Origin of the sequence: Devosia sp. (assembly GCF_030689745.1) — a bacterium.
Classification (GTDB): domain Bacteria; phylum Pseudomonadota; class Alphaproteobacteria; order Rhizobiales; family Devosiaceae; genus Devosia; species Devosia alba.
The window spans coordinates 1-23,756 of record NZ_JAUYGL010000007.1; the positions used below are offsets into that span (position 1 = coordinate 1).

At 61.0% G+C, this 23,756-nt stretch carries 32 protein-coding genes and 2 pseudogenes; 12 read left to right on the forward strand and 22 right to left on the reverse strand.

The genetic code is table 11. The features are described from left to right. Window positions 1-140 precede the first annotated feature (140 nt). Window positions 141-290, forward strand: coding sequence for a hypothetical protein (locus Q8O80_RS00515; RefSeq protein WP_305575807.1), 150 nt, complete (start codon window positions 141-143; stop codon window positions 288-290). A gap of 125 nt (window positions 291-415) precedes the next feature. Here the strand turns inward: Q8O80_RS00515 and Q8O80_RS00520 are convergent, their stop codons facing one another. Next, entirely contained in the window at window positions 416-1,510 is a 1,095-nt protein-coding gene (locus Q8O80_RS00520) for a tyrosine-type recombinase/integrase (protein WP_305575809.1), read from the reverse strand. Between the two features lie 124 nt (window positions 1,511-1,634). Between Q8O80_RS00520 and Q8O80_RS00525 the strand changes: the two genes are divergently transcribed. The 7 genes and pseudogenes from Q8O80_RS00525 to Q8O80_RS00550 all read left to right on the forward strand — a co-directional run bounded on the left by Q8O80_RS00525 (window position 1,635) and on the right by Q8O80_RS00550 (window position 5,100). After that, a complete protein-coding gene (locus Q8O80_RS00525) occupies window positions 1,635-2,591 on the forward strand; it encodes a DUF1403 family protein (RefSeq protein WP_371136060.1) in 957 nt (318 codons plus the stop codon). Window positions 2,592-2,599: 8 nt separating this feature from the next. Beyond that, on the forward strand, window positions 2,600-3,271 hold the full coding sequence (locus Q8O80_RS00530; protein ID WP_305575813.1) for an SMC-Scp complex subunit ScpB: 672 nt from the start codon (window positions 2,600-2,602) through the stop codon (window positions 3,269-3,271). A 170-nt stretch (window positions 3,272-3,441) separates the two neighbouring features. Continuing rightward, on the forward strand, window positions 3,442-3,876 hold the full coding sequence (locus Q8O80_RS00535) for a hypothetical protein (protein WP_305575815.1): 435 nt from the start codon (window positions 3,442-3,444) through the stop codon (window positions 3,874-3,876). A 26-nt stretch (window positions 3,877-3,902) separates the two neighbouring features. Next, window positions 3,903-3,992, forward strand: a pseudogene (locus Q8O80_RS00540) (transposase); the annotation flags it as partial. A 63-nt stretch (window positions 3,993-4,055) separates the two neighbouring features. Next, window positions 4,056-4,301 (forward strand): annotated as a pseudogene (locus Q8O80_RS21480) (LysR substrate-binding domain-containing protein); the annotation flags it as partial. Between the two features lie 65 nt (window positions 4,302-4,366). Continuing rightward, a complete protein-coding gene (locus Q8O80_RS21485) occupies window positions 4,367-4,714 on the forward strand; it encodes a LysR substrate-binding domain-containing protein (RefSeq protein WP_371136061.1) in 348 nt (115 codons plus the stop codon). Between the two features lie 125 nt (window positions 4,715-4,839). Then, on the forward strand, window positions 4,840-5,100 hold the full coding sequence (locus tag Q8O80_RS00550; protein ID WP_305575817.1) for a hypothetical protein: 261 nt from the start codon (window positions 4,840-4,842) through the stop codon (window positions 5,098-5,100). Between the two features lie 117 nt (window positions 5,101-5,217). Here Q8O80_RS00550 and Q8O80_RS00555 read toward each other — a convergent pair whose 3' ends face one another. From Q8O80_RS00555 to Q8O80_RS00600, 10 genes are all read right to left on the reverse strand, one after another. After that, window positions 5,218-5,535 (reverse strand): hypothetical protein, encoded by a 318-nt coding sequence (locus tag Q8O80_RS00555; protein WP_305575819.1) that lies wholly within the window; start codon window positions 5,533-5,535, stop codon window positions 5,218-5,220. Next, complete coding sequence (locus tag Q8O80_RS00560; RefSeq protein WP_305575821.1) at window positions 5,532-6,494, reverse strand: 2-hydroxyacid dehydrogenase; 963 nt, start codon at window positions 6,492-6,494, stop codon at window positions 5,532-5,534. The genes Q8O80_RS00555 and Q8O80_RS00560 overlap by 4 nt, the downstream gene beginning before the upstream one ends. Window positions 6,495-6,513: 19 nt before the next feature. After that, window positions 6,514-7,287, reverse strand: a complete 774-nt coding sequence (locus tag Q8O80_RS00565) for an amino acid ABC transporter ATP-binding protein (protein WP_305575823.1) — start codon at window positions 7,285-7,287, stop codon at window positions 6,514-6,516. A 30-nt stretch (window positions 7,288-7,317) separates the two neighbouring features. Next, the gene (locus Q8O80_RS00570; protein WP_305575825.1) at window positions 7,318-8,115 is read right to left on the reverse strand and encodes a transporter substrate-binding domain-containing protein; all 798 of its coding nucleotides are present in this window, start codon (window positions 8,113-8,115) and stop codon (window positions 7,318-7,320) included. Window positions 8,116-8,151: 36 nt separating this feature from the next. Next, complete coding sequence (locus Q8O80_RS00575) at window positions 8,152-8,808, reverse strand: amino acid ABC transporter permease (RefSeq protein ID WP_305575828.1); 657 nt, start codon at window positions 8,806-8,808, stop codon at window positions 8,152-8,154. Between the two features lie 9 nt (window positions 8,809-8,817). Next, a complete protein-coding gene (locus Q8O80_RS00580; protein ID WP_305575830.1) occupies window positions 8,818-9,489 on the reverse strand; it encodes an amino acid ABC transporter permease in 672 nt (223 codons plus the stop codon). 60 nt (window positions 9,490-9,549) lie between these two features. Continuing rightward, the gene (locus Q8O80_RS00585) at window positions 9,550-10,614 is read right to left on the reverse strand and encodes a LacI family DNA-binding transcriptional regulator (RefSeq protein WP_305575832.1); all 1,065 of its coding nucleotides are present in this window, start codon (window positions 10,612-10,614) and stop codon (window positions 9,550-9,552) included. Window positions 10,615-10,693: 79 nt separating this feature from the next. Continuing rightward, on the reverse strand, window positions 10,694-11,056 hold the full coding sequence (locus Q8O80_RS00590) for a hypothetical protein (RefSeq protein WP_305575835.1): 363 nt from the start codon (window positions 11,054-11,056) through the stop codon (window positions 10,694-10,696). Further along, the gene (locus Q8O80_RS00595) at window positions 11,053-11,406 is read right to left on the reverse strand and encodes a hypothetical protein (protein ID WP_305575837.1); all 354 of its coding nucleotides are present in this window, start codon (window positions 11,404-11,406) and stop codon (window positions 11,053-11,055) included. Before Q8O80_RS00595 ends, Q8O80_RS00590 begins: the two co-directional genes overlap by 4 nt. A 538-nt stretch (window positions 11,407-11,944) precedes the next feature. Next, complete coding sequence (locus Q8O80_RS00600) at window positions 11,945-12,178, reverse strand: hypothetical protein (protein WP_305575839.1); 234 nt, start codon at window positions 12,176-12,178, stop codon at window positions 11,945-11,947. 221 nt (window positions 12,179-12,399) lie between these two features. On the opposite strand from Q8O80_RS00600, the gene Q8O80_RS00605 reads away from it, so the two are divergent. From Q8O80_RS00605 to Q8O80_RS00620, 4 genes are all read left to right on the forward strand, one after another. Further along, a complete protein-coding gene (locus Q8O80_RS00605; protein ID WP_291359101.1) occupies window positions 12,400-12,966 on the forward strand; it encodes a hypothetical protein in 567 nt (188 codons plus the stop codon). Next, a complete protein-coding gene (locus Q8O80_RS00610) occupies window positions 12,963-13,670 on the forward strand; it encodes a hypothetical protein (protein WP_305575841.1) in 708 nt (235 codons plus the stop codon). Before Q8O80_RS00605 ends, Q8O80_RS00610 begins: the two co-directional genes overlap by 4 nt. Further along, window positions 13,670-14,395: a protein phosphatase 2C domain-containing protein gene (locus Q8O80_RS00615; protein ID WP_305575843.1), complete on the forward strand. Its 726-nt coding sequence runs from the start codon at window positions 13,670-13,672 to the stop codon at window positions 14,393-14,395. The genes Q8O80_RS00610 and Q8O80_RS00615 overlap by 1 nt, the downstream gene beginning before the upstream one ends. 76 nt (window positions 14,396-14,471) lie before the next feature. Next, on the forward strand, window positions 14,472-14,645 hold the full coding sequence (locus Q8O80_RS00620) for a hypothetical protein (protein ID WP_305575845.1): 174 nt from the start codon (window positions 14,472-14,474) through the stop codon (window positions 14,643-14,645). Window positions 14,646-15,027: 382 nt separating this feature from the next. Here Q8O80_RS00620 and panC read toward each other — a convergent pair whose 3' ends face one another. From panC to Q8O80_RS00675, 11 genes are all read right to left on the reverse strand, one after another. Next, window positions 15,028-15,882 (reverse strand): pantoate--beta-alanine ligase, encoded by an 855-nt coding sequence (panC, locus tag Q8O80_RS00625; protein WP_305575847.1) that lies wholly within the window; start codon window positions 15,880-15,882, stop codon window positions 15,028-15,030. Next, window positions 15,879-17,090 (reverse strand): bifunctional phosphopantothenoylcysteine decarboxylase/phosphopantothenate--cysteine ligase CoaBC, encoded by a 1,212-nt coding sequence (gene coaBC, locus Q8O80_RS00630; protein WP_305575850.1) that lies wholly within the window; start codon window positions 17,088-17,090, stop codon window positions 15,879-15,881. Before coaBC ends, panC begins: the two co-directional genes overlap by 4 nt. Continuing rightward, the gene (locus Q8O80_RS00635; RefSeq protein WP_305575852.1) at window positions 17,083-17,853 is read right to left on the reverse strand and encodes a type III pantothenate kinase; all 771 of its coding nucleotides are present in this window, start codon (window positions 17,851-17,853) and stop codon (window positions 17,083-17,085) included. Before Q8O80_RS00635 ends, coaBC begins: the two co-directional genes overlap by 8 nt. Next, window positions 17,846-18,664: a 3-methyl-2-oxobutanoate hydroxymethyltransferase gene (panB, locus tag Q8O80_RS00640; protein ID WP_305575854.1), complete on the reverse strand. Its 819-nt coding sequence runs from the start codon at window positions 18,662-18,664 to the stop codon at window positions 17,846-17,848. Before panB ends, Q8O80_RS00635 begins: the two co-directional genes overlap by 8 nt. Window positions 18,665-18,706: 42 nt before the next feature. Then, window positions 18,707-19,444 (reverse strand): 7-carboxy-7-deazaguanine synthase QueE, encoded by a 738-nt coding sequence (gene queE / locus Q8O80_RS00645; RefSeq protein ID WP_305575856.1) that lies wholly within the window; start codon window positions 19,442-19,444, stop codon window positions 18,707-18,709. Further along, on the reverse strand, window positions 19,441-19,797 hold the full coding sequence (queD, locus tag Q8O80_RS00650; protein WP_305575952.1) for a 6-carboxytetrahydropterin synthase QueD: 357 nt from the start codon (window positions 19,795-19,797) through the stop codon (window positions 19,441-19,443). The genes queE and queD overlap by 4 nt, the downstream gene beginning before the upstream one ends. Beyond that, window positions 19,797-20,495 carry a 7-cyano-7-deazaguanine synthase QueC gene (gene queC / locus Q8O80_RS00655; protein WP_305575859.1) on the reverse strand — a complete coding sequence of 233 codons (699 nt, stop codon included), beginning with the start codon at window positions 20,493-20,495 and terminating at the stop codon, window positions 19,797-19,799. Before queC ends, queD begins: the two co-directional genes overlap by 1 nt. A gap of 114 nt (window positions 20,496-20,609) precedes the next feature. Next, on the reverse strand, window positions 20,610-21,413 hold the full coding sequence (gene thiD, locus Q8O80_RS00660; protein ID WP_305575861.1) for a bifunctional hydroxymethylpyrimidine kinase/phosphomethylpyrimidine kinase: 804 nt from the start codon (window positions 21,411-21,413) through the stop codon (window positions 20,610-20,612). Then, window positions 21,410-22,387 (reverse strand): HesA/MoeB/ThiF family protein, encoded by a 978-nt coding sequence (locus tag Q8O80_RS00665; RefSeq protein ID WP_305575863.1) that lies wholly within the window; start codon window positions 22,385-22,387, stop codon window positions 21,410-21,412. The genes thiD and Q8O80_RS00665 overlap by 4 nt, the downstream gene beginning before the upstream one ends. Window position 22,388: 1 nt before the next feature. Next, complete coding sequence (locus Q8O80_RS00670; RefSeq protein ID WP_305575865.1) at window positions 22,389-22,988, reverse strand: thiamine phosphate synthase; 600 nt, start codon at window positions 22,986-22,988, stop codon at window positions 22,389-22,391. Next, window positions 22,985-23,755 (reverse strand): thiazole synthase, encoded by a 771-nt coding sequence (locus Q8O80_RS00675; RefSeq protein WP_305575867.1) that lies wholly within the window; start codon window positions 23,753-23,755, stop codon window positions 22,985-22,987. The genes Q8O80_RS00670 and Q8O80_RS00675 overlap by 4 nt, the downstream gene beginning before the upstream one ends. Between the last annotated feature and the right edge of the window lies 1 nt (window position 23,756).

Below are 23,756 nucleotides of genomic sequence, written 5' to 3' on the forward strand. Positions count from 1 at the left end.
CGCGCAATTGTATCCACGCACTTCATCCCCGCCACCCATCCTCAATCCGAGACGGGCAGTCTGCTCAAACCAAACATCAGGGGGTCAATATTGGACGCCGATAACCCCGCTTAGGGGGTCAAAATTGCACGCCGAAACACATGGAGGCGCTTACGGCCCAGTTCGGATTGCCAAAGCAAAGCGACAATACGCCGTTTGGCGGTTCGGCCTACTGGTTCTCGGATGGCTATGAGATCGCCTTCACCCAGGTGGCGAGTGGCGCCATGGTCAATATCAGCGTCCAGAACTAATCGCGCAGAATTAGGTATTTTAGCATCAGTGCGGGGAGGAGGGCTGCCCCACAAACTGACAGGTACACCGCCATTGATCCGGCAGGTGGAGATATTGCGTCCGTTTCGATGAGTAGGGCAGGGGGCTACAGGCCCGCAGCCTTGGTGAGGTTGACGCGGAATCGGTCGCGCCGGCGTTGATAGCGACGGGTCATCTCGGCTGACACGTGTCCGAGCTGCTTTTGCACATAGCGCTCATCGACCTCGGCCGAGGAGGCGAGACCGGCTCGCAGAGAATGGCCAGCGAACAAGGCGCCCCGCGCATCTTCTGAAAGATCGCCCCGCACGCCAGCCGCGAGTGCGGCCGCCTTGACCAGGCGGGCAACCTGCTTGTCGTTCAACTGATCGGCGCCGACGGCCTTGCCCTTCCCCGTGACCCGGCGAAACAACGGACCGTGGGCGATCCTGGCCAGCTTGAGCCAGGTTTCAACGGCAACGACGGGGCAGGTGGCATCCGATGACCCTCGGCCGATTTCGACCTCACGCCAGCCAGTCTTGCCACGAATATTCAGGACCATGCCCTTGTCGAGGATTTCGATCCAGCCGCGGCTGTCCTCGCTCTGGGCTTCACCGACGTCAAGCCCGACGATTTCCGAGCGCCGAAGACCGCCAGCAAAACCCAACAGCAGCATCGCCCGGTCGCGAATGCCGCGCAGGCAGCCGCGATCCAGGGTTTCCAGCATCGCCAGGAGATCCTCCGGCAGGATTGCCTCCTTCTGTCGCGGCGGCTTGCCGTGGGTGTTGCGAATACCGGCCATGACCGTCGCAATATGGCGATCCGTGCGGTCAAGGACCTGACCACGGTGTGCATAGTTCCAGGAAAGCGCGGAAAGGCGGCGCTCGATGGTGCCAACGGCGTTTGGAGTGCCTGTGGCCTCACCGGTAGCGCAGGCGGTAATGTAGAGGCCCACCGTTTGCGGATCGGGCGGCAGCATGTCGAGGCGCTGACGGCGACACCAGCCAGAGAAGTGCTTCCAATCCGAGGCATAGGCCAGCCTGGTGTTGGCTGAGCTGGCGGCTTCGACATAGTCCCGGGCGCGATCAGCCAGGCCACGCAAATGAACCATTTCGGCGACGGGAACCGACACGGCGGAATTGCCGACGGGTGCCGCCGCTGCAGCAGAGGGCAGGGGGGCGTTGCCGGCGTCGTTTTGAGCGATTTCGTCGGGTTTTGGGGTCATTCTCTCTATAATGAGCATTACGTCCGATAATGCAAGATTATCGGTCATATATATCTGCCGACGGGCGGGGCGCATAATTGCGCATTTGGTCGCTTTAAGCGCCGCAGCGTGTTAGCCTCCGGCTATGAATTTGCGCGCTGATTTGCTCCCTACCGACTCTCTGTCGGTGCCAAAGGTGCCGGTGTGGGTACGACCACGCGGTCTGGTGTTGCACGATGTCGATGCTGCTTATGCGGCGGGGGCAGCATTGAATTCCTTGGATAATCTGGTGCGTCAGGATTTTTCTTGGGCCGGCGCCTGGCGTCAGCGTCTGGCCCTGCAGTGCGCTGCCGCGGCGGTAAACCTGATCGGTCGACGAGAGGACGAATCCGCGTTGCGCGACGCCCATTGTCTACGCGGCATGGGCGACGATCCTGGCCCCTCCGGTCACCTTCTGATGGCCTGGCGCCGATTGGCCAGCCGCACGACCAGTTGCGATGAGCAATCCGTGCGCCCGGTCGCCGAACAGCATTTTGCTCTGCGTTGGGATGACGCCCTCGCCGAGGTGGTGGCCAATGCGGAGGATATCGTGGTGTCGTCGCGGCCGGCGCCAATACTGGCGGCCGAAATCGCCGCTGCCGTCTATCGGGCGCGGCCCGATGCCGAGCTGCTGGCCTTCTGGCTTGCCGACATGCTGCTCGTCCAGAAGTTCAGATGGCCCGTTCCGGTGCCGCTGCTTATGGGGCAGGTGTCTTCGCCGGTCTTCAAATCGGGCGAACACCGCAAGCGAATCCGGCCGGGAGGCGAAGGCTGGGGCAGGGCCGTATTCTTAGCCTACGCGACGGCTGCGGCGGAGGCTTGCGATCTCGGGATTGAGCTGGCGCAGCGCGCGGCAACACTGACTGCGGTGGCGCCGAAGTTGCGCGCCAAGGGTTCTGGCGACGTCATCCAACTGCTGCTGTCGGATGACGCGGTGCCGGGGTCCTGGTCGAGCTCAAAACTGTCGGCGCGCGGGGCCAGACGGCTGTTCGATCGGCTGGGTGAATTGGGCGCCGTGCGCGAGCTCAGCGGCCGGCCGACGTTTCGGCTGTATGGGTTGTGAGGGCGCGCATGGCCAGGCGCAAACGGACAGATGCGGAACCACCAATCTTCGATGCCGAACTGGTCGATATGCCGGCCGAGCTGCGCTGGCGCGAATGGATGAATCGCGTCGAGGCGGTGCTGTTCGCGGCGCCCAAACCGGTCGAGCGGGAGGCGCTGGCCCGCGTCATCGGTCGCGACGCCAACATTGATCTGCTGATCGATGACATCCGCGAAGCTCTGCGCGGCAAACCCTATGACGTGGTCGGTGTCGCTGGGGGCTGGGCGTTCCGCACCCGAACGGCCTATGCTGATGCGATTGCCACTTCTGCTGCTGTGCTGGACCGTGGGGTTGATCTGACCCAGAACGAGGCCATGGTGCTGGTATCGATCGCCTATCACCAGCCGGTGACGCGGGCAGGGGTGTCGGAAATCCTCGGGCGCGAAGTGTCGCGCGATGTGATCGGGGCGCTGCGGGACAAGAATATGATCACCGCAGGACCGCGCAGCCCGACGGCGGGGGCGCCGTTCACCTATGTGACCACCAAGGGATTTTTGGAGCATTTCGGATTGGAAACGCTGCGGGACCTTCCGGAAATCGAGGCGCTCAAAGATGCTGGTTTGCTTAGCGCCCCCACTCCCGACAGCACAAGTGACCAGAGTCCCTCTTTTGGTTTTTCCGCGGACAAGGATGAAATTTAGCTGCGGATAGATTGACCAGAGGCGTCAACCTTTGTGGTGGATCTATACGCTCCCATAGGTGCATTTCTCGCACTGATCGCGACCTTCGGAGAAAGACAATGCCTAGATTCGCTGCGGGTCGTCTGATCTGGAAAGAGCCAGACACATGGAGAGCACGGGTCGGAGACTGGTTGAAACCCACGCTCCACGCGACCCGATTGGCCAAACTTCTGAAACGTGGGCCACTGAATAATCTCTCGGACGATCCGGAGTGGCTAGATCTTCTTTCTTCGGTGTCGAGCGTGGATTTTGAGTCCTCAGCAGAAGAGTTGGGGGATGCACTTATTGAATCGACGCTCCGGACCTATCATGGGTGTCGCGTCGTCGACGCTGGCGTTTTTCACCGTGAAGGGCTGCGGCTCAACGATCCAAATATCCTCGCCGAGCAGGTTCGTCGGCTTGTTCATGAAGACGATCGCTTAGCGTGGTTGCGACCAGATATAGAGGAGCGGATATCGAATTTCGACTCCCGGGAGCGTGACACTGGGAGGCTCTATGTTTGTGCGGATGACAGGCCTCAGTTGGATAACATTGGGCTGCTGCCGGTTTTGAGGACACCGAGTTAAGGTGTTTTTGGAACTGGAGAGTTTTGATGGAAAGACGCAAGTTCAGCCGGGAGTTTAAGCTCGAGGCTGTCAGGCTGGTCAGGGAACGTGGCGTTGCGGTGGCGCAGGCGGAGCGCCTGCTTCAGAGTTTGGAACCCCACTTTGAAGAAATTCGAATTGAGTTGGCAGCTCTAGCTGAAATGAAAGACAGCCCTTCGGGCACAATTCGGATCACCGCAGGCGAGCACCCGGCTATTTCAGTCTTGCAGCCGGCCCTACGGAAATTTCTTCTAGCCAATCCTGATGTGCATGTCGAAATTATCGTAGATTACGGCCTTACCGATATCGTCGCAGAGCGCTACGATGCCGGTGTCCGGCTGGGCGCGCAGATCGCTCGTGACATGATCGCGGTGCGTATCAGTCCCGATATCACGATGGCCGTCGTTGGAGCGCCCGGATATCTTAAGCGCTATCCCGCTCCAATTCGACCTGAAGATCTGACCGCGCATAATTGCATCAACATCCGATTGCCAACCCTCAAAGCCTGTTTCCCTGGGAATTCGAAAAGGATGGGCAGGAGATCAAGGTCAGGGTTGATGGACAGGCTGTCTTCAATGACATTTCCATGCGCATGTCCTCAGTCCTTGATGGAGTTGGTCTCGCCTATATGCCCGTCGATCAGGTGCAATCATATGTCGACGAGGGTCGGTTAATCCGCGTACTCGAAGACTGGAGCCCCACCTTCACCGGCTACCACCTCTATTATCCGAACCGCCGTCACCACTCGCTGGCGTTTTCCGCCTTCGTCGATGCCCTGCGCTACCGGGGGCCGGCCGCAACTGCATCGCATGGCGCATAGCTGCAATTCAGTAGCCTTCCTTATCGGCCCAATCGCGACAGGCTGGGTAGTGCTACGGACCTGGACACCCTATTCTGGACGTGTCCCCGACGGACAACCCATCAATGGCATGCCCAAGAGATCGTATGAAATTCCGTCTCAACCTGACTTTAGGCGCTGTGCTGGTCGCTGGCCTATTGGGCCTTGACGCCCTGCCCGCATTTGCGGAGCCCAACAGGGTGACGTTCCCCGATATTGACGCCCTCGAGCACTACACCACGGTCATCGGTGCCGATATCCGTGTCCGCGTTTTCATCGATTGGCTCGTGAAGCTCTTCGGAGACATCTCCGCAACGCATCACGTTTTGGAGCCGAAGTGCCGCGATTCTAGACAATCGCCTGCTTAGCTTTTGCGGTCCATTGTTGTTGTTGTGTGACTTGTCCTTGGCAAACTCGCAGGAGGATCTTCCGCGAATCTTGCTTGCACGCCGCCCAATCGGCACTGCGTCAACTGTTCGAATTTGTCATGCACCGACAAATACATGATGGTACAGTCGGCCTTCCAGCATCGTCAGCAGTTCGGCGGTCAGCGGCTTGCTGGCCGCGCGGACATCGGAGGCCAGCATGACCTCCAGGGCTGCCTGATCATCAAAACGCATCGTCAGCAGCAATGCCACCGGCGGCGCCATTGGGTCCGCAGCGTACGGGAAGTGTACGTCAATCTCGCGGGCGCCGGGGAATTGTTGCCACAGGGGCATCAGCTTCTGGCGGACATGGGCGTAAAATGCGTCGCGGTTTTCGGGCGCAACAACACCCTCAAAAGTGGCTACCCGGGTGATCATTGGCCGCGCCCCGATAATGGCACGACACTGGTGGGCGGCGTGCGGCCAGCAAAGAATGCTGAAAGATTGTCGAGCACCAGCTGACCCATGGCCATGCGGGTCTGCACGGTGGCGCTGCCCTGATGCGGCAGCAGAACCACATTATCCAGTGCGGCAAAGCGAGGGTCGATCTTGGGCTCGTTCAGGAAGACGTCCAGTCCGGCTCCGGCAATCGTGCGGTTTTCCAATGCCGTGAGCAGGGCGTTCTCGTCAATGATGCTGCCGCGCGCGATATTGACGAGAAATCCCTCAGGGCCAAGGGCGGCCAATACATGTGCGTCGATCATCGATGCGGTCTGGCTGACGCCGGCCACGCAAATGGCCAGCACGTCGCTCCAGCCAGCAAGCTCACCCGGCGAGGCGAAGCGTTCCCAGTTTTGTTCGATCTGCCGTGGCGAGCGGTTGAAGTAGCCAATCTGCATGCCGAAGGCCGTCGCGCGGCTCGCCAGGGCCGCGCCGATCTGGCCAAGTCCAACCACGCCCAGACGCTTGCCGCGCAGGCTCTGCCCCAGTGCCAGCCTGGTGCCCGCGGCCCATCGGCCCTGCCGCACAAGACGCTCGCCGGTCCCGAACTGGCGGAGCGTCGCGATGATCAGACCCATGCCGATGTCGGCCACATCGTCGGTCAGCACGTCCGGCGTCGTTGAGACATGGACATTGCGCGCGGCGGCAAGGTCGAGATCAACCTTGTCGGTGCCCACGCCATTGATGGCAACCAGACCCAGATTGGGCAGCTTGTCGAACCACTCGCGCGACAGCCCGGTGCCCCCGCCCGTCACCACAGCACGAATATCGGTCAGCCGCGCGTTGACCGCCTCCTGTGCGTGGGGATCGTAGAGGCGCAGGACCTCGAAATCGGCGTCGAGGCGCGCTTCGATCTGATCGAGCATTGGCTCGACCAGCAAGATGGTTTGGGGCATGGAATGGGTCCGCAGAGGGTCAGTGGCCGATCTGGCCGAGAAAATTGCGCGTGCGTTCTTGCTGGGGGTTGGAGAAGAAGGCCTCGGGCTCTCCCATCTCGACAATCTCGCCATTGTCCATGAACACCACGCGGTCGGCGACCTTGCGGGCAAACCCCATTTCGTGGGTCACCACGATCATGGTCATGCCCTCCTGAGCCAGGTCGATCATGGTGTCGAGAACTTCATTGACCATCTCGGGGTCGAGCGCCGAGGTGGGCTCATCAAACAGCATGATCTTGGGATTCATGCACAGCGCGCGGGCGATCGCCACGCGCTGCTGCTGGCCACCCGACAGCTGGGCGGGGAACTTGTCAGCCTGTTCAGGAATGCGCACCCGTTCAAGATATTTGCGCGCCGTCGCCTCGGCTTCGGCGCGAGACACCCCGCGCACCTTCATGGGCGCCAGCATGCAGTTCTGCAGAATGGTCATGTGGGGAAACAGGTTGAACTGCTGAAACACCATGCCCACGTCGCGGCGCACCTGCTCGACGAATTTGGGTCCGGCGGTCAGCTCGATGCCATCCACAATGATGGTCCCGCCCTGCACGGGCTCAAGCTGGTTGATGCAGCGGATCAGGGTGGACTTGCCTGACCCCGAGGGGCCGCACACGACGATTTTCTCGCCGCGTGCGACCTCGAGATCGACGCTCTTGAGGGCGTGATAAGTGGCGTACCACTTGTCCACGCCGACCATTCGAACAGCAGGCATCTCGTCAATGCGCACTTGCGTATCGGCTGCTATGGCGGTCATGGCAATGTTCCTGCTGTTCGAGAGGCGTGACTATTCGGCGGAAACGAAGGCTGGCAGCGGACCGCCGACCCATTTCTGATGCAGCGCATCGAGTTCACCGCTGGCCTTGGCCTTGACGAGGAACGCGTTGACCGCTGCGAGCAGATCGGCATCGCCGGGACGCACGGCAATGGCCTGGCTCTGACGCTTGAGCGAGAACTTCACGTCGAACCGGTCGGGGGCAACCGACTGGATCTGGGAGATGACGACATTGGAAGCCCCCATCAGGCTGACCTGACCGGAAAGCAGCGCCTGAACGGCGGTGGAATCGTCATCAAAGCGCTGGATATTGGCGGTCTCGGGGGCAATCGCAGTGATGGAGGTGTCCTGGGTGGAAGCACGTGCCACGGCGATGTTCTGGTTAGCCAGGTCCTCGGCCGAAGCGGCCTTGGTGTTGACGTCGCCAAACACGAAGATCTCGATACCGGCATAAGGCGCCGAGAAATCGACCTGCTTGGCACGTTCCTCGGTAATGCCGAGCGAAGCGACGAGCACGTCGACCTGGTTGGACACCAGATAGGGAATGCGGTTGGGGCCGGTCACCGGCACCAGATTGACCTCGACACCCAGATCCTTGGCCAGCAGGCGGGCGACGTCGGCGTCATAGCCGTCGGGATTACCCTGCTCGTCCAGAATGCCGAAGGGCGCAAAATCGACCAGCATGCCGATATTGATGTTGCCGCGGGACTTGATGGTCTCCAGCGTTGACTGCGCCATGGCGACGGCTGAAAAGCTCGTGGCCAGCGCAACAGCGCCGGCAAGAGCAAGTGTCTTTTTTAGAAACGTCATGATTTTCTCCTACCTAAAAACATGTTGTTCTTGCGCCTAGCGCCGGTTCGCGGCGGCGAAGCGAAGCTCCACTGACCTGGCAAGCATGGACAGCGGCCAGCACAGGATGAAGTACAGGAGCGCCACCACGCTGAAGACGGTCAGTGGCGCGAAAGTCGCGTTGTTGATGATCTGTCCGGCCCGGGTCATCTCGACAAAGCCGATGATGGAGGCCAGCGACGTGCCCTTGATCAACTGCACCAGAAAGCCGACAGTTGGCGCCACGGCAATCCGCGCGGCCTGCGGCAGCACGATTGAGGTCATGGTGTCGCGATAGCCAAGTCCCAGCGCCCAGGCGGCTTCGGACTGGCCCGAGGGCACCGCCTCGATGCAGCCGCGCCAGATCTCCCCGAGAAAGGCACTGGCGTGCAGCGTCAGCGCAATCGCGGCGGCGATCCATGGGTTGATGCCGATGCCGAAGATGTTGAGCCCGAAGAACACCAGGAACAGCTGCATCAGCAGCGGTGTGCCTTGAAAAATGCGGATGAAGACCAGCGCAGAATAGCGCAGCACGCGCGGCTTTGACGTGCGCGCCAGGGCAATGAGCAGCCCGCCGACTGCGCCGCCCGCAAAGGCGACGGCCGACAGTGCAATCGTCCACTGCACCGCCATGACAATGAACAAGAACTCGTTCGGTCCGAATGCTCTGATCATCGGTGTGCCCTATCGTGTCGTGGGGTAAGTGAAGGCCAGCCGCTGGATAAGCGAGAACAAGGCCGAGAACCCGAGGGACAGCACCAGGTAAATCCCCGTGATCACCAGATAAACCTCGAAGGCGGCAAAGGTCTGCGACTGGATATTGTTGCCCGCTGCCGCCAGATCGGTGGCGGAGATGGCCGAGACCACGCTTGATGTCAGCATCAGATAGATGAACTGGCTGGTCATCGCCGGATAAATGGTGCGCATGGCCGGCTTGAAGACGACGTAGCGGAAGATCTGGATGGGCTTCAGACCCAGCGCAATGCCCGCCTCGATCTGCCCCTTGCCGATGGATTCAATGCCTGCGCGAACGATCTCTGTCGCATAGGCGCCCACATTGACCGACAGGGCTATCAGCGCGGCGGTGTTGGGATTGAACCGCAGGCCGAGTCCGGGCAGGGCGAAGTAGATGAAGAAGATCTGGATCAGGAATGGGGTGTTCCGGATGATCTCGATATAGGCGTTGATCGGCCAGACCACGTAGCGAGGTCCGGCGGTCTTGCCAATAGCACAGGGCACGGCAATCAGCGTGCCGAACACGATAGCGCCGACAGTCAGCTGGATGGTGATCAAGGCGCCCTCGATCAGCTGATCGAAATTGGCGAAAACCGGCGCGAAATCGAATTCATATCCCATACGCGCTCCTCCCAGAACGATCGACTTGGTTTGGGCCTCAAGACCTCAAGTTAGATCGATCTAAATTACTTGCCAGCGGCGGTCAAGTCGTTCGCGGCAGGGGCCGACCGAACCGCGCTCGACGAAGTGGGTGGGCACCAGTTCAGTGCGGATGGGGGCTTTGGGCGCTTGCATCCGGCGCAGCAGCAGTTTTGCGGCAATGGCACCGACCTGCACCGGTTCGGTCGCAACCGAGGCCAGTGCTGGTCTGACGAGTTCAGCTTCAGCCACGCTGTCGAAACCGACAATGGAAATGTCGCGCCCGGGCAGCAGCCCGAGGTCGGCAAAGCCCTGGTGCAGGCCCAGGGCGATGACGTCATTGTGGCAGATGAGGGCCGTGGGTGGCGTCTCTACCTGCAGGATTGACTTGGCGGCTGCCCTGGCGGCTGCGTGCGTAGATTCTGCTTCGATCGTCTCCCGTGTCGGCAATTGGGCTATGGCCATCCGTGACCGAAAAGCCTCAATACGCTCGTAGTGCGCTGAGTGATGGAGGCTAGACGCGACAAATCCAATGTGCCGGTGACCAAGTTCCAGCAAACGATCAATGGCTTCGCGCATGCCGCCTATCACGTCCATGCCAGCGTAGTCACCAGTAGTGCCGGACACCTTGCGCAACACTTGCACCAAAGGAATGTCACAGCGCTGCACGTCCTCCATCTGCGCGCCGACCGTATCCATGGCCGGACAAATGATGAGGCCATCGACGCCATGCTCCCGCATGCGCTGGACAAAGGTGTCCTGCTTGACCGCCGACTCGTTTGAATTTGCAAGGAATGTGGACAATCCCGCTTGTTCCAGGACGCCCTCAATCCCGCTGAGCAAAACTCCAAAAAATGGGTTGGAAAGATTAGGTACGACGACACCCACAGTTCGGCTTTGCGAAGCACGCATCCTCGCCGCGCCCAGATTGTAAACATAGCCTAGCTGCGCCATTGCCGCTTCAACCAGTTGACGGGTGCTCGCGCTCACCAGGGGACTTTTTCGAACCACTAGGGATGCCGTTGCGCGCGATACGCGAGCAACCCGAGCCACGTCCTCTAACGTCGGCCTGCGACGTCGCTTTAGCCCATCGTCGGGTAGTTCCATTGAAGACCCCTCCACTTTAGATCGATCTACTAGATCGTCGTGTAGGCCCGGTAAAGCCCAGAATCTGCGATGAGGCCCGCTACGCTACGGTCACCGAGATCATTCGATCTTGACCGTGGGAAGAGTTGAGGTCAGCGTCATTAGATTCACAGGGGGCGAGCTCCAATTCGGGCGCTACGTTGCGCCCCCATGCGGGACCAAACTTCTTTTTATGGATCAGGTTGTTGTCGGTCGCCGCCGTGATGAAGGTCAGGCCGCCGACCGTAACGAGCGGACCACCATTGTTGGGCGTGCCAATGGTGAAGGGCAGCATGGAGGGAATGCCGAACGGGCCGTTAGCACGGGCCTGGCCGAAGGACCGATCCCAAAGCGTTTTGCCGGTCTTCAGATCAATGGCCCGAATCCCGCCATAAGGCGGCTGCTTGCATATCAGCCCCGTCACGTCAGGGCGCCAGCCTCCGCGTTGTCGTGCTTGCCGGATGAATCTGTAATCGGGGTCAGGCCGCGATCTTCCGCCTCTTTGCGTACCGCGCTCAGGATCGACTGCGACGCTGCCCCAGTCCGAGCCGCCATTATAGCCAGGATACTGGATATATGGTCGGTCGAGCATTGGCGGCGTATACTCGCCCTTGTAGCTCGCCTGTCGAATAGCAGCATCAGAAAGAGTGTAACGGCCATCTCTAACTCGCTCCAAAATAGGCACATTCGGCCAATCTCTTGGGCAAGCTCGTCCATCGATTTATGGCGAATGAATTGCCAGAGTTCCTCATCGTATTTATCCATGCCAGTCATGACCGAAATTCAATAAGACGAAGACGAAAAACAGCGGGACGAGATATTGCAGCGGATGCTTGAGACGCCGCCGAAGCCGCATAAACAGGAATCAGACGAAAAATCGGAACCATTGCAAGCCATGCGTGTTGAGAAGACGCCCCCCGACGAAAGGTAACCTGCAAAGGCTCCTTGGACTCGGTTAGAAAGAGATGGCCCCGGGTGCAACCGGGGCCAACTTTACCAAATGGTAACTACGTTCTGGCACGCTCTTTGATAGGTGCGGAGCGGGAACCCTGCGCCAGAGAAGATTGCCGAAAGGCAATCTTCTCTGTTGATCAACAAACCTGGCCGTGGCGTTCTCTGGTGGCGTTGTGTCGCGAAATCTTAGAAATGCCGCGCGCGCCTTGTGAATTACCCAGGTCAACAACGCACGCTCTCCCGCAATGAATCTGTTTGGATTGTACATTCGGATCATGCCAGAGCAAAAAGACCACGCCTGCGAAATCAATTTGCCTGGGGAAATGTCTTCCCGGTAAGGGCTTTCAGTCGGGCGAGTTTACATCTGCTGCCCTTGGACCCCGACATTGATGACGACAAGATCGAGCGGCTTGCGCGTGAGAAGGGCGTCGGCACTTTTGAGCGTCCACGCCCGGTAGGGAAGGGGCCTGACGGATGACCGAGTATTTCGGCGGCTGCAACATGCAACATAGTCATCATGTCCTTCGATGATGATCATCAGGCTGGTGTTGATGTCGATGGGGGGCATGATGACTATGGTAATGGTGCTCACCCTGATACCGAACAATGAGCATTGAAATTGGGCCACCACGATGAGCAGTGGCGCCTTTTTTCTGGACATCCGGGACCAAAAATTGGGGATGAGTGGCACACGGGCGGAGGTGCTGGGGCGCCACCAGCTTCCGGTCTAAGGCGATGATAAATTTGACCAAAAGTTGCGTTTGTGTTTTACTGTCCTTAGTCCATGGACACAGGACACGAATGTGAGGCGTCGTGAAAAGTCAGGATATCGTCATACTTCTCAAGCTTGCCAGCCTTGAGGAACTGAAGGCAGACCAAGCCGAGTGGTTGCGCTGGGTCCCGATTGGCGAAGACCCTTTCTCGGTCCGCAATCTCGCCGCGTCCCTTGGCATCAGCAAAAGCGAAGTCAGCGCCTCCATCAATCGAAGCCTGTCCTCCGGACTGGCATTGAAGGATCGCGAATTCAACCGGCCAAAACCCTCCCGACGCAACCTGCTTAAATTCATCGTCGGTGGATTGAAATACGTGTTTCCGGCAAAACCCGGTGCCATTCAGCGCGGCATCCCCACGGGCTTCGATGCACCCATGCTCAAAGGCCGTTTAATGAGCGCCGGTGAGCGCATTCATGTCTGGCCCTATGCCAAAGCCAGCGAGTCAGGACAATCTGTGGAGCCACTGTTCCCTAGTGTCCCACAGGCCGTCTTGAGTGACCTACGGCTACATGAATACCTGGCCCTGGTCGATGCCATCCGTCTTGGCAATCAGCGCGAGGCAGGCCTTGCCGAAGAACTCCTTTCGGAAAGGCTCATGAAGAGATGAATTCCATTCAGGGCCAACTTCTGGAGATGCTCCGTACTGTCGCCGTTGCCCTCGGCGATGATCTGCGCAAACGACTGGTATTCGTGGGTGGATGCACGACTGCAGCCTTCATCACCGATCCCGTAACGCTGGAAGGGGTGCGTGCAACCGACGATGTCGACCTGATCGTCGATCTGGCAGGCTATGCCGCATGGACTCGCCTCCAGCACACACTGCGCGAAAGGGGGTTTACGGAAGCACCCGATGACAAAGTCATCTGTCGCATGCGCCTTGGGGAACTGCGCGTCGATTTCATGCCCGATGACCCTGATATCCTGGGCTTCAGCAATCGCTGGTACCGGACGGGCATAGAGACCGCCATCAACTACGCACTGGAGGACGGACCGGATATACGCATCCTCACGCCGCCCCTCTTCATAGCCACGAAACTCGAAGCCTATTACGGGCGCGGAGAAAATGACCTGCTAGGCAGCAGGGACGCCGAAGACATCCTACTCGTAGTCGATGGCCGCGAAGAGCTTTTCGATGACATTCAGAGTGCGCCTGAAGAGGTCAGAACCTATATAGCAGCTCAGTTTCGGACCTTCATGGCCGAGGCGGGCTTCGATGACTTTCTAGAGGGCAACATCCTTGGCCCGGTCGGCCGGTCCGAGCTCGTGTATCAACGGTTCCTGAAAATCAGCAAACCGGATAGCGAGGCCTGATGGCGTTCGAGGTGCGCTGGAACAGCCGGACTGGCACGGGAACGCCAGACAATCGGGACTTCGGCGGCGTCGGCCTCCGAGGTGCCGCCGCAATTGCCATGATCGCCGATGGCGCCACAACAAGACCACAGAGCGGTGCCCTGGCGGAAAGACTGGTGCGCACCATCATCGAGCGGTTCATGACCGAAAGCGGGTCGGTCACCCCGGAAATTCTTCGGGGCTGGCTGAGCGCATGTCATCAGCCACTCACCCATGTATTTTCAGCGGCGTCGGCCAGCTATCTCATCCTCTATAAAGAGACAAACGGCACCGCATTCACAATGCATGCCGGCGATTGTCTCATAGGCTCGGTCCGTGGTGCCAATGCCATTACCTGGCTGGTCCAACCGCATACGCTCGCCAATGCGATTACCACCAGCATGGACATTGCGGATATCGCGGCCAGTGAACTCAGACACCGACTGACGCGAAGTTTTCGGCACCGCGAATTCATGCCGCCTACAGAAACGATACTGCCGCCACTTGATGGGCCCCTCGTGCTGGCAACAGATGGGTTCTGGGCAGATGCTGATCATGATGACCAATTGCGCATGATGACCGGCCAGGCTTCCGATGCCCACGGCGATCGCGATGACTCGAGCATTCTGCAAATCTGGCCATCACAAGAAGACCCAGCCCCCGAATTCATCGTGGATGCAGGCCAGAACTTTCTTCTCTGCCGCTAGAGGCAATAGCATCGCGTTCTCGCGCGCCCCGGTCTTCACCCTGCCTACCCCGAATACCGTACGCATGACTTCTGAGATGATCGCGCGCATCGACGCTTGGATCGCGCACCAACCGGGCTATGTCAGCCGTCAGGATGCCATCCGGCACTGCGTGGCTTTGATTCTATGTGCGCCCACCCACGAGCGGAGAATTGGCAGCCCGTCCGGCGCGACGGCGCAGGACACGGGCGGCAGCGACGCGGTCGACTAGGAACTGTCTGCGAAGCGAGATTACTGTCGCGACGATCATAACGCGCGAACGCGCGCCAAAATCGGCGCCAACTTTGGAAAGCGCCACCGTTCCGGGTGCCGCGAAGACAGAAGATTATCTTCCAACCGGCCCAATTAAATGCGCAGCGGATTCGCATAATATCTCTGTATGGAACCGCAGAAGTGGGCCGGAACCCGACCGACCGCCTATGGCGTCCAAGAAACGCTAGCGGACGTCCAACTCAACGGGGCTCAGCGCTCAGATCAGCCCAGCAGAACTTGACCACCCGCCCCCCAGATCGGCGGCAGATCACATCCTGCGAATTCCCGCGAGGGCGTGCAATGCGTCCAGGTCTCTGCCTAGAATGGCTCCGCACGAAGTTCTACAGACCTGGTGGAACAAGCAGATTGTCGATCAGTCGGGTGGATCCGAGACAGGCGGCCACGGCCAACATGGCGCCATCGCTGCCGACATTATCGAGCGATTGCAGGGTGCCCGGGTGGCAGACCTCCCAATAGTCGAGCGTGATGGCGGGTTCCCGCTGGAGCACGGAGCGACCAATTGCAGCCAGCGCCGAGGCGCGCCGTTCGCCAGCGTCAAAGGCGGCCCTTGCCGCCTGCAGGCTGGCCTGGATGGCCGGCGCGGCACGGCGTTGCTGGGTGCTCAGATAGCGATTGCGCGAACTCAGGGCCAGGCCGTCGGCCTCCCGCACGATGGCGCCCCGCACGATCTCGACCGGCAGGTTGAGATCGCGCACCATGCGTTCGATCACCGCGCATTGCTGGGCGTCCTTCTGGCCGAAGGCCGCAAAGTCGGGCTGCACGATGTTGAACAGTTTGAGCACGATGGTGGTAACGCCGCGGAAATGCCCCGGTCGCGTGGCTCCACAGAGCGGGGTCGACACGGCCTCTTCGACGACAAAGGTCGAGGCGCCCTCCCGATAGAGCTCGGCGACCTCCGGTAGGAACAGCGCATCGGTTCCGGCCGCCTCAAGCAAGGCAATGTCCTGCACGATGGGGCGGGGATAGCGGTCCAGATCCTCGGCGGGCCCGAATTGCAGCGGGTTCACGAAGATGCTGGCAATCGTGGTCGCTGCACGCTGCCGGGCCAGCGCGATCAGGCTGAGGTGGCCGGCATGGAGCGCCCCCATGGTCGGCACGAAACCAATCGGCCCGGCACTGGCCACAGCCGTGCGCCACGCCCGAACCTCTGCCATCGAATGCAGGATAATGGTCATTTGATCAGGTCCCAAAGGCGGCCGGCCAGGTCTGACTTGCTCATGACCGGCAAGGCCGTGGCCTGCCCGCTGCGCGCGAACAGCACCCCGCCATTGGTTGATACCGAAAAGCCCGTTGAGCTGGTCTGGCCGGTGGCGGCCACGCGATTGGCAAACAGAAAGTCCAGATCCTTGCTCTGCAACTTGCCCAGGCCATTGCCCTCAACATCGTCGGTTTCGGCAGCAAAGCCGAGAAACCATTGCCCGGTGGCGGCCTGTTTGAGAGCCTTGAGCACGTCCACTGACGGCACCATGTCGAGCGCCATGGCTTGGCTGACGCGTTTGAGCTTGTTGCTGGCCGGGGTCGCTACGCGATAGTCGAGCACCGCGGCTGTGGCGATGACGCCATCAACCTGGGGCAGAAATGCCAGCGCGGCGGCGGCCATTTGCTCTGCGGTGTGGACCTCCACCAGCGTGAGCCGCTCTGCCGCCTGCGGTGGCGGGATGGGCCGGACGACCCCTTTGTCAATCCCCAGCACATAGCGGACGCTGGCGCCGCGACACAGCGCCTGCTCGGCCATGGCGGCGCCCATGCGGCCGGTCGAATGATTGGTGATGTAGCGGACCGCATCGATCGGCGAGGTGGTCGGACCGGCGGTGATCAGGACCGTGGTGCCAGCCAGATCCTGGCGCGGGCCGGCCAGGGCGTCATTGATCGCGGCGACAATGGTGTCGACCGGGGCCAGCTTGCCCATGCCCACTTCGCCACAGGCGAGCACTCCGCTGGCCGGGGCAATGAACTGCGCGCCGCGTCCGGCCAGTGTTGCGGCATGCTGCTGCACCACGGGATTGTCCCACATGACGGTGTTCATGGCAGGGGCGATCAGGATCGGCGCCTGGGTGGCCAGGGCGACAGTGCTCATCAGGTCGTCGGCCAATCCCAGGGCCAGTTTGGCCATGGTATTGGCGGTTGCCGGCGCCACCACGAACAGATCAGCCCAGCGCGCCAGATCGATGTGCTCGGTACCCGTCACGCCGGGGCCGAACAGGGCCGAGCGCACCGGCCGGCCGCTGAGGGTTTCAAGCACCAGCGGCGTTACGAACTGCAGGGCGCTCGGCGTCGCCAGGCATTGCACGCTGTGGCCCTGTTTGGTGAGTTCGGACACCACATCGGCGATCTTGTAGGCTGAAATGCTGCCGCTGACGGCGATCAGGATATTGCTAGCCATTGGACTGTCCATAACGGAAGAGGCCGAGGAGGGTGAGGTCCGGCTCCAGCCGGAAGCGCGGCGGCAGGCGCAGCAGACGGGTGCAGCCGCCGGTGGCAATCAGCGTTGCGTTCTCAAGGCCTGCATCGGCCAGCAACCGATCGGTCATACCCTCGATCAGGGCTTCATAGCCTTGTAGGACGCCGCTCTGAATCTGGGTTTCGGTGGTGTTGCCCACCGCATTGTCGGGCCGCGTCAGCTCGACGGAAAACAGTTTGGCGGCCCGGGCCTGCAGGGCGCGCCAGCTGGTTTCCAGCCCGGGCACGATGGCGCCACCAAGATAGGCCCGGTGCTGGTCGAGCAGACAGAATGTGGTGGCGGTGCCGGCATCAACGATCAGCAATGGTGGCTCGGCAAGGCCCAGCGCGCCCGCGATATTGGCGAGACGATCGGCGCCCAGTTGCTCGGGGTGGGGAATGGTCAGCTCGAAGTCGCGCTGCAGCCGCGCGCTGACCGAGAGCAGCGGCAGGTTTTTGCAGGCCTGCGCCACAACCGGTTCCAGCACCGGGACGACGGTTGAGAGGACTACCCGGTCGGCCATGGCCCAGATGTCCTGTCCAAGCTGCTCGCGGAACAATTGGGTCAGCAACACGCGATATTCATCGGCCGTGCACTGGCCATCGGTGCGCAAGCGCACCTCGGCAACCCGCACGCCATCAGCGCGGAACAGGCCCCCCACGGTATGGGTATTACCGATATCGAGCAGCAGCCAGTGTTCAGACAATCGAGGGCTCCTTGCTGGCCTTGCCCTGCGGGCCCTTGAGCTCGGCGACATAGGCGCTGGCAGCCTGGCGGATCACCGATGCCACGTCGGCCTTGGGCACCGCGAAGCTTGGCGGCGGTTCCAGACCCAGGCCAATCAGATCATTGACGACCAGCACCTGGCCGGAGCAGCCGGCGCCCGAGCCGATACCGATGGTGGGGATGGTCAGCCGACGGGTGATTTCGGCGGCCAGTTCGGGAACAAGCACTTCGAGTACAATGGCGAAGGCGCCGGCCTCCTGTAACGCCAGTGCCGCGGCGATCAAGGCTTCGGCGTCGGCAGAACTTTTGCCGTGGCGGTAATAACCGCCGAGCTGATTGACGGCCTGGGGTGTGAGGCCGATGTGCCCCATCACTGGGATACCTTGTTCCACCAGGCGCGCAACAGTGGGCGCGGCAGTCGCCCCTCCCTCGATCTTGACGGCCTGGCATCCGGTCCGCTGCAGCACGGTGACCGCGCTGCGCAGCGCGGTTTCGGGATCACTCGCGGTGCCGAACGGCAGGTCGGTGACGATCAGCGCCCGAGACGCGCCCCGACAGACGGCAGCAGCATGGTGGATCATATCTTCTATCGTCACCGGCAAGGTCGTCTCGTAGCCGAGCACCACGTTACCAAGGCTGTCGCCAACCAGGATCATGTCGATGCCGGATTGATCGAGCAGGCCTGCAGTGACGTGGTCATAGGCCGTTAGCATGGCGATCGGCTCCCCAGCATCGCGTAGCGCCTGGATGTTGCGGATAGTTAGGCGGGCCGAAACGGGCTTTGCCGACATGTAATATCCTCGCGAGTTCAACCGGATTCGTGGGCGCATTGCCTAGACGCCGCGCTTGTTGCCCCAGAGCAGCACATGAAGTTGCGGCAACACCCGCGCTTCGAACCATTGGTCGTGGGTTACCTTGTCCACCAGCCATTCCATACGCTGAATTACCCCGTCCATGTCGACGTGCCCATCACCAACATCGGGCGAGGGCGGCGTGTGATTGCCTGGCTGGAGGTAGATCGGCAGGTGCGAAAAACGGGCCGCGACGTTTCGAGCGTAGACATAGTCATTGTCATCGAAAACAACCAGCTTGAGCGACGTGAGTGGCCTTCCTTGCGCTGCCGTCAGGCACGCCTCGAAACTCGACCAGTCGGTGCTCATCTGGCTCGACGGCGGTTTTGGACTCAGGACCAGCGTGTCAAGCGTCGAAAACCAGTCCTGCGCCACTGACCCTTGGGTTTCCAGCGCGAAGGTATACCCCTCGCGGTGACCACGTTCGATCAGCGGGCCGAGCGGCTGGATGGCCGGATTGCCCCCAGACAGCGAGACCATCAGCGGTCGGCCTCCCGATAGGGTGCGCACCTGCCCCCAGATCTCTTCCACCGACATCGCCTGCCAGTCGCCGCGGAAGCGATTGTCCACAGCATGCAGGCTGTCACACCAGGCACAGCGATAGTCGCATCCGCCGGTCCGAACGAATACGGTCGGCAAGCCCATCAGCATGCCTTCGCCCTGGATGGTCGGACCAAATATCTCGCTAATCCGAATGCTGCGCGGTTCACTGCGCGTCATGGCCGATACTCGGCCCATGTTTTGGCGGTTTCGCTGATACGCACCGCCGAGGTCTCTGGCAGACGCGCACTGCACCAGTCAAAGAAGTGCTTTGCCAAGCACTCGGCCGTTACCCGGTCGTGCCCCAGCACATCATTGAGATGGCGATGGTCGAATGCCTCATCGATATAGTGTTTGAGCACCGACAGATCGTGATAATCGCGGACAAAGCCATGCTCGTTCAACTCGCCCGCCGACAGTTCAACTTCCACGACATAGTTGTGCCCATGCAGGCGCGCACATTGATGGCCAGCCGGGAGGGACGTGAGCTGATGGGACGCCGAGAAATGGAATTCTTTGGTGATATGAAACATCATGGGTTTCTTGTCTGCACGGCAGCGCGCCAGAAGTCGGTATCGGCATAGTCTGTTGGATCTTCCCGTTGGGCCAGGTGGAAAGCTTCGCGACGCTCAACGCAGGTGCCGCACCGTCCGCAATGCGTCTCGCCGCCCTTGTAGCAGGACCAGGTCTGAGCAAATGGCGTGGCGTGCCTGGCGCCTTCAGTGACGATATCCGCTTTGGAGGCGTTTACGAATGGCGCGTACAGGCGAACCTTGGCATAGCCGTCGAGTGCCCGGTTCTGCATCGCCTGGAAGGCGTCAATAAAGTCAGGCCGACAATCTGGATAGATGAAATGATCGCCCCCGTGAACGGCGATGCCGACAGCCGCGGCCTGCCGCGCGGCTGCAACGCCGAAGGCAATTGCCAGCATGATGGCGTTGCGATTGGGGACCACTGTGACCCTCATCGACTCCTCGGCATAGTGGCCATCGGGAACGGCAACATCGTCGGTGAGCGCGGACCCACTGAGCTGTCGGCCAATGTCACGGATGTCAATTGTCTGGTGCGGGACGCCAAGCCGTTGCCCGCATTCAGCGGCAAAACTGAGCTCCTTGCTGTGCCGCTGCCCATAGTCGAACGATACCAAACCAGTGAGGGTCTGCTCGGCAGCCACCTTGTGAGCGAGCGAAACCGAGTCCAATCCGCCTGAGCAGATGACCAGCGTCTTCATGTTGAGGATCCTTGTTTTGACCGGGTAAGGCTACGACCGGGAAGTATTTGACGCTCCCTCTACCCCAAGATGAGGTGCTTGTGAATGGGTGCGGCAGAGACCGCGGCATCTTGACTAGCGGCCCCCATGCCAGCGATCAACGTGCAGCAGTCGTGCTCCGGACCCCAAGGCTTGGCTCGGCGCTGCCGCGATGGCCTGCGAGATGAAGTGCTTGGCCTGGGTAATGGAGGCGATAAGCGGGCAGCCGCGGGCCAGACCAGCAGCGATTGCGGACGAGAAAACGCAGCCGCCGCCATGGAGTTCCCCTACCTCCAGGCGTTCTGAAGTAAAGCGCATGGTACCATTGGCATCGACCAACAGATCCACGCTCTGCTTGCCCGTACCATGCCCCCCCTTGATCAGCACGGCCTGGGCGCCCATCCCCAGCAATACCTTCGCCTGATTGACCATGGCGACCTCGTCCTGAGCAATTGGCGAGTTGGTCAAGGCGGCCGCCTCGGGCAAGTTGGGGGTGAGCAGGCGGGTCCTCGGCAAGAGACGGGTGATCAGCGTGTCCAATGCCTGTTCTGATAACAGGCGGGCGCCGCTGGTGGCGGCCAGCACGGGATCGAGGACGATGGGGCCGGCACTATATCCGGCCAGGCTTTGCGCCACCGCAGTGATGATGTCGGCATTGCCGAGCATGCCGATCTTGATCGCGCCAACGGCCAGATCAGCGAATACGGCCTTGACCTGGACGGCCACCATTTCGGCGGGTATTGTATGCACGGCTTCCACGCGCATGGTGTTCTGCGCCGTCACCGAAGTGATGGCGCTGGTCCCAAAGACACCAAATGCCGCAAACGTCTTCAGATCGGCCTGAATCCCGGCGCCGCCGCCGGAATCCGAACCGGCGATCGTCAGCGCGACCGGAATCAAGACTGCTCTCCAATCAACGCCACCAGCGCCAGTCTGTGCCGGTCCAGGGCCTGCAGTAGCCCCGCAGCTCGAAGCGCCCGCTGCCCGCTGTGGCAGCACAGAACTATGCGCTTGTCTCCGGCCGTGCTGGACAGGGCACCAGCATCCTCCGGAAGGACGCGCAGCGCACTGGGATGGGCCAGAACCGGCGCTTCATCGACGCCTCGCAGGTCAATGACAACATCGTCCAGCGTGATGTCAGCCAGCCCGATGAATGGCGCGATGTGATCGGGCTCCGGGCAATCGGCAAAACTGAAACCGCCAAATTGCAGGCTCTGGCCATCGAAACTGACTACCCGCCCCAAGACGCTGGGCTTGAGATCGAGCAGAACATGGAGTGCCAGGTGCGCTTGAAGGCTACCCAGCATCGCCACGGCCGATCCGAGAACGCCGATACTGGCGCAATTGCCTACCGCAGCAGGTACATCGGGAAAGACTGCACGATAGCTGGGCGCTCCGCCGCAATAGGCGCCGGCATAACCGGCCAAACCTGCCACGGACGCGCTGATCAGGGGCCGGCCTGCGGCATGGCAGGCGTCGGAGAGACTATAGGTGACTGCAAAGCTGTCGGCAGCATCGACTACAAGGTTGGCACTGGCGACCAGTCCGGTTGCACTGGCCGGTGTGAGGCGTTCCATCCTGGCCGTTACCTCAATATCGGGATTGGCGCGCAGCACGGCCTTGCGCGCTGCTTCGGCCTTGTGCGCCCCAATATCTACCATACTATAAAGGTGTTGGCGGTGCAGATTGCTGAGATCAACATGGTCGTGGTCGACAATGACGATGTGCCCAACACCGGCGCCTGCCAGGATATGTAGTACTGACGATCCAAGGCCGCCAGCTCCCACCACCACCACGGTGGCGGCCGCCAGCCGAGCCTGTCCGGCTACCCCTATTTCGCTTAGCGTCATCTGCCGGACATAACGATCGCTCATCTCACGCTCCAGTTGCGGCCAGCCAAGCGCTGGTCTGACCCGCAGGGTCGGGGTGACGCACAATGTCGCCAACAACCGCAACGCAATCGGCCCCGGCCGCCAGGCAAAGCTTGGCCCGCGGGACCGTCAGCCCGCCAATGGCAACCAGCGGCCGCGTACCGACCAGTCTTTTCCACTTGCTGATCCGCTCCAGCCCCTGGGGCGCCCAGGGCATTTGCTTGAGCTGAGTGGGATAGATGGGGCCCAGAGCCACATAGTCCGGGGCCTCGATGAGAGCTCTCTCAAGTTCGGCGCGGTCATGTGTGCTGATACCCACGCGGATGCCGGCGCGGCGCAGTGCAGCAATGTCGGCCTGGGCCAGATCCTCCTGTCCCAGATGCACGAAATCGCATCCGGCATCGAACGCCAGTTGCCAGTAGTCATTGACCACCAACTGCGCGCCCGCAGCCGCGCAGGCGACGCGTGCCTGCGCGATCTGGGTCCGCAGCGCGGGCTCGGAACAATCCTTGATCCGCAGTTGGACCAGTTTTGCGCCCCAGCCCAGCAGCCGCCCGACCCAGTCCGCACTGGGGACCACGGGATAAAAACGATCGAGCATCATGCCAGTTGTGCCTTGCCCACAACCGGGGTTGAGGGCGCCGCCATATCGCGCGGCTCCATGGGCGAGGCAGCATAGGCCATGCGGCCCGCCTCTATGGCCAGCGCAAACGCCTCCGCCATGCGCACCGGATCGCCCGCCTCGGCGACTGCGGTGTTGAGCAGCACTGCGTCATAGCCCAGTTCCATTGCCGCCGCCGCATGCGATGGCACGCCCAGGCCCGCGTCGATCACCAAGGGTACATCGGGGAAATGGGCGCGCATGGCCTTGAGCCCAAAGAGATTATTGAGCCCGCGCGCTGATCCTATCGGCGCGCCCCAGGGCATCAGCACCCGGCAGCCGACATCGATGAGCCGTTCGGCCACCACCAGATCCTCGGTGGTATAGGGAAAAATCTCGAACCCGTCCGCTGCCAGGATGCGTGCTGCCTCGACCAATCCGAAGACGTCCGGCTGCAGCGTATCGGCTTCCCCGATCACTTCGAGCTTGATCCAGTTTGTGCCGAACAGTTCGCGCGCCATGTGCGCGGTGGTCACCGCCTCCTTGACCGAATGACACCCGGCCGTATTGGGCAATACGCGAACGCCCATTGCACTGATGAACGACCAGAACGCCTGGCCAGCGCGCTGCTCGCCGCCTTCGCGTCGCAGCGAAACGGTGACAACTTCGACCCGCGACGCGCGGATCGAAGCCTCGAGAATTTTGGGCGATGGGTAGCGGGCAGTGCCCAGCAGCAATCGGCTGGACAGCGCAACACCATAAAAATCCATG

What these genes read in the sequence shown, in the direction of transcription:
- Q8O80_RS00560 (WP_305575821.1), bottom strand. Translation starts at nt 6,494, where the DNA reads ATGCCCCAAACCATCTTGCTGGTCGAGCCAATGCTCGATCAGATCGAA.
- Q8O80_RS00580 (WP_305575830.1), bottom strand. Translation starts at nt 9,489, where the DNA reads ATGGGATATGAATTCGATTTCGCGCCGGTTTTCGCCAATTTCGATCAG.
- Q8O80_RS00575 (WP_305575828.1), bottom strand. Translation starts at nt 8,808, where the DNA reads ATGATCAGAGCATTCGGACCGAACGAGTTCTTGTTCATTGTCATGGCG.
- Q8O80_RS00525 (WP_371136060.1), top strand. Translation starts at nt 1,635, where the DNA reads ATGAATTTGCGCGCTGATTTGCTCCCTACCGACTCTCTGTCGGTGCCA.
- Q8O80_RS00670 (WP_305575865.1), bottom strand. Translation starts at nt 22,988, where the DNA reads ATGATGCTCGATCGTTTTTATCCCGTGGTCCCCAGTGCGGACTGGGTC.
- coaBC (WP_305575850.1), bottom strand. Translation starts at nt 17,090, where the DNA reads ATGGCTAGCAATATCCTGATCGCCGTCAGCGGCAGCATTTCAGCCTAC.
- Q8O80_RS00610 (WP_305575841.1), top strand. Translation starts at nt 12,963, where the DNA reads ATGAATTCCATTCAGGGCCAACTTCTGGAGATGCTCCGTACTGTCGCC.
- Q8O80_RS00620 (WP_305575845.1), top strand. Translation starts at nt 14,472, where the DNA reads ATGATCGCGCGCATCGACGCTTGGATCGCGCACCAACCGGGCTATGTC.
- panB (WP_305575854.1), bottom strand. Translation starts at nt 18,664, where the DNA reads ATGTCGGCAAAGCCCGTTTCGGCCCGCCTAACTATCCGCAACATCCAG.
- Q8O80_RS00555 (WP_305575819.1), bottom strand. Translation starts at nt 5,535, where the DNA reads ATGATCACCCGGGTAGCCACTTTTGAGGGTGTTGTTGCGCCCGAAAAC.
- queC (WP_305575859.1), bottom strand. Translation starts at nt 20,495, where the DNA reads ATGAAGACGCTGGTCATCTGCTCAGGCGGATTGGACTCGGTTTCGCTC.
- queD (WP_305575952.1), bottom strand. Translation starts at nt 19,797, where the DNA reads ATGTTTCATATCACCAAAGAATTCCATTTCTCGGCGTCCCATCAGCTC.
- Q8O80_RS00665 (WP_305575863.1), bottom strand. Translation starts at nt 22,387, where the DNA reads ATGAGCGATCGTTATGTCCGGCAGATGACGCTAAGCGAAATAGGGGTA.
- Q8O80_RS00530 (WP_305575813.1), top strand. Translation starts at nt 2,600, where the DNA reads ATGGCCAGGCGCAAACGGACAGATGCGGAACCACCAATCTTCGATGCC.
- Q8O80_RS00595 (WP_305575837.1), bottom strand. Translation starts at nt 11,406, where the DNA reads ATGACTGGCATGGATAAATACGATGAGGAACTCTGGCAATTCATTCGC.
- queE (WP_305575856.1), bottom strand. Translation starts at nt 19,444, where the DNA reads ATGACGCGCAGTGAACCGCGCAGCATTCGGATTAGCGAGATATTTGGT.
- Q8O80_RS00615 (WP_305575843.1), top strand. Translation starts at nt 13,670, where the DNA reads ATGGCGTTCGAGGTGCGCTGGAACAGCCGGACTGGCACGGGAACGCCA.
- Q8O80_RS00675 (WP_305575867.1), bottom strand. Translation starts at nt 23,755, where the DNA reads ATGGATTTTTATGGTGTTGCGCTGTCCAGCCGATTGCTGCTGGGCACT.
- Q8O80_RS00550 (WP_305575817.1), top strand. Translation starts at nt 4,840, where the DNA reads ATGAAATTCCGTCTCAACCTGACTTTAGGCGCTGTGCTGGTCGCTGGC.
- Q8O80_RS00570 (WP_305575825.1), bottom strand. Translation starts at nt 8,115, where the DNA reads ATGACGTTTCTAAAAAAGACACTTGCTCTTGCCGGCGCTGTTGCGCTG.
- Q8O80_RS00585 (WP_305575832.1), bottom strand. Translation starts at nt 10,614, where the DNA reads ATGGAACTACCCGACGATGGGCTAAAGCGACGTCGCAGGCCGACGTTA.
- Q8O80_RS00565 (WP_305575823.1), bottom strand. Translation starts at nt 7,287, where the DNA reads ATGACCGCCATAGCAGCCGATACGCAAGTGCGCATTGACGAGATGCCT.
- Q8O80_RS00520 (WP_305575809.1), bottom strand. Translation starts at nt 1,510, where the DNA reads ATGACCCCAAAACCCGACGAAATCGCTCAAAACGACGCCGGCAACGCC.
- Q8O80_RS00515 (WP_305575807.1), top strand. Translation starts at nt 141, where the DNA reads ATGGAGGCGCTTACGGCCCAGTTCGGATTGCCAAAGCAAAGCGACAAT.
- panC (WP_305575847.1), bottom strand. Translation starts at nt 15,882, where the DNA reads ATGACCATTATCCTGCATTCGATGGCAGAGGTTCGGGCGTGGCGCACG.